This window comes from Agromyces sp. P1_H4 (assembly GCF_056405255.1).
Map to the genome: position 1 here is coordinate 1 of NZ_JBFUCL010000443.1, position 2,427 is coordinate 2,427.

Below are 2,427 nucleotides of genomic sequence, written 5' to 3' on the forward strand. Positions count from 1 at the left end.
CGCCCCCCGCGCGCGCGCCAGCTGGCGCACCCTGGCCATCTGCGCCTCACCGTCGAGCACCAGAGCGTCCGAACCCTCCCGTCGGAGAAGCCGATCCGGCTCCTCGACAACGCGGGGCACGCGGTGCACGGCGCGGCGGCCKGCGGCTTCGAGCTGCCCGACCTCGACACGCTCCTCGAGCTCTACCGTCGCATGGTCATCGCCCGCCGGTTCGACGTCCAGGTCACGGCGCTCACCAGGCAGGGCCGGCTCGCGACCTACCCGTCGGCCTACGGCCAGGAGGCCTGCGAGATCGGCGCGATCTCGGCGATCGAGGCGCGCGACTGGTTCTTCCCCACCTACCGCGACAGCATCGCGCTGCTCACGCGCGGCATCGAGCCCGGCGACATCCTGCAGTCCTTCCGGGGCGACTGGCACAACGGCTACGACCAGCACGCGCATCGCACCGCCTCGCAGGCGACGCCCCTCGCCACGCAGGCGCTGCACGCGGTCGGCCTCGCGCACGCGGCACGCCTGCGGCACGACCCGATCGTGACCATGACGTACCTCGGCGACGGCGCGACGAGCGAGGGCGACGCCCACGAGGCGTTCAACTTCGCGGCGGTCTGGCAGACCCCCACCGTCTTCCTGATCCAGAACAACCAGTTCGCGATCAGCGTGCCGTTGTCGCGCCAGACGCGCGCGGCCACCCTCGCCGACAAGGCCGTCGGGTACGGAATGCCCGGCTACCACGTCGACGGCAACGACGTCGCGGCGGTCTACGCGGTCACGCGCGCCGCGGTCGAACGGGCTCGGGCCGGCGGCGGCCCGACGCTCATCGAGGGCCTCACCTACCGCATCGAGGCGCACACGAACTCCGACGACCCGACCCGCTACCGCCAGGCCCGCGACGTCGAGCACTGGAAGCGTCGCGACCCCATCGAGCGTCTCGAGAAGTACCTCGTGTCCGAGGGCGCGCTGTCGGAGTCCATGCGAGCCGAGATCACGGATGCCGCGGAGTCGGTCGCCGCGCACACGCGCGACCTGATGACCGTCGAAGCCGAGATCGACCCCCTCGAGCTGTTCGACCACGTCTACGCCCGTCCTCGGGCGGCCCTCCTCGAACAGCGGGCGCGCCTCGAGGCCGAGCTCGCCGACGCCGCGATCCACGCGGCCGCCCAGTCCGCCGCCGCCCAGACCGCAGGAGCCGCCCGATGACCGCGACGACGACCGAGCAGGTCGCGCCCGAGGCATCCGCGCCGACGCAGCTCACCATGGCCGSCGCGCTGAACGCCGCGCTCCGCGACGCGATGGCCGCCGACGACCGGGTCGTCGTCTACGGCGAGGACGTCGGCCCGCTCGGCGGCGTCTTCCGCGTCACCGACGGACTGCAGGCGCAGTTCGGCGAGGACCGCATCTGGGACTCCCCCCTGGCAGAGTCGGGCATCATCGGCACCGCGATCGGGATGGCGATGTACGGCATGCGTCCCGTCGTCGAGATGCAGTTCGACGCGTTCAGCTACCCGGCGTTCGAGCAGATGGTCTCGCACGTCGCGAAGATGCGGAACCGCACCAAGGGCCGGATGTCGCTCCCCATGGTCGTGCGCATCCCCTGCGCCGGCGCGATCGGGGGCGTGGAGCACCACTCCGACTCCTCGGAGGCGTACTGGACCGCCACGCCCGGCCTGACCGTCGTGATGCCGTCGAACCCGGCGGACGCGTACTCGATGCTTCGCGAGGCGATCGACAGCGACGACCCGGTCGTCTTCATGGAGCCCAAGAGCCGCTACTGGTCGAAGGCGCCGGTCGCGCTGCCGGTCACGACCGCGCCGATGGATCGTGCCGTCGTGGTGCGCGAGGGCACCGACGTGACGCTGCTCGCCTACGGACCCACGCTGCGCACCGCGCTCGAGTCGGCCGACGCCGCCGCCGCCGAGGGCCTCTCGATCGAGGTCGTCGACCTGCGCAGCCTCTCCCCCTTCGACGACGAGACGGTCGGGCCATCCGTGCGGAAGACCTCCCGGGCGGCGGTCATCCACGAGGCGGCCCAGTTCGGCGGCTACGGCGCCGAGGTGGCCGCGCGCATCACGGAGCGGAACTTCCACCACCTCGCCGCACCCGTGCTGCGCATCACCGGGTTCGACATCCCGTTCCCCTCGCCGAAGCTCGAGGAGTTCCACCTGCCGACCCCCGACCGCGTGCTCGCGGCGCTCGAGACCTGGGAATGGGACGCCTGATGGGACGCGACTTCATCCTCCCCGACCTCGGCGAGGGCCTCACCGAGGCCGAGATCGTCGCCTGGCTCGTGCAGCCGGGTGACGAGGTGGCGATCGACCAGCCCGTCGTCGAACTCGAGTCCGCCAAGTCGGTCGTGCAGCTGCCCACGCCGTTCGCGGGGGTCGTCGAGTCGCTCGGCGGCGAGACCGGCCAGGTGCTCCACGCCGGCAG

At 72.2% G+C, this 2,427-nt stretch carries 3 protein-coding genes; all 3 read left to right on the forward strand.

Annotation, left to right across the window (positions count from 1 at the left end; translation table 11 throughout):
• Window positions 1-93 precede the first annotated feature (93 nt).
• Window positions 94-1,197, forward strand: coding sequence for a pyruvate dehydrogenase (acetyl-transferring) E1 component subunit alpha (pdhA, locus tag AC1DY2_RS18590; RefSeq protein ID WP_476763760.1), 1,104 nt, complete (start codon window positions 94-96; stop codon window positions 1,195-1,197).
• Window positions 1,194-2,216 (forward strand): alpha-ketoacid dehydrogenase subunit beta, encoded by a 1,023-nt coding sequence (locus AC1DY2_RS18595; RefSeq protein WP_476763758.1) that lies wholly within the window; start codon window positions 1,194-1,196, stop codon window positions 2,214-2,216. Before pdhA ends, AC1DY2_RS18595 begins: the two co-directional genes overlap by 4 nt.
• A partial coding sequence (locus AC1DY2_RS18600) for a biotin/lipoyl-containing protein (protein WP_476763759.1) occupies window positions 2,216-2,427 on the forward strand: 212 nt, incomplete at its 3' end. The genes AC1DY2_RS18595 and AC1DY2_RS18600, both read left to right, overlap by 1 nt.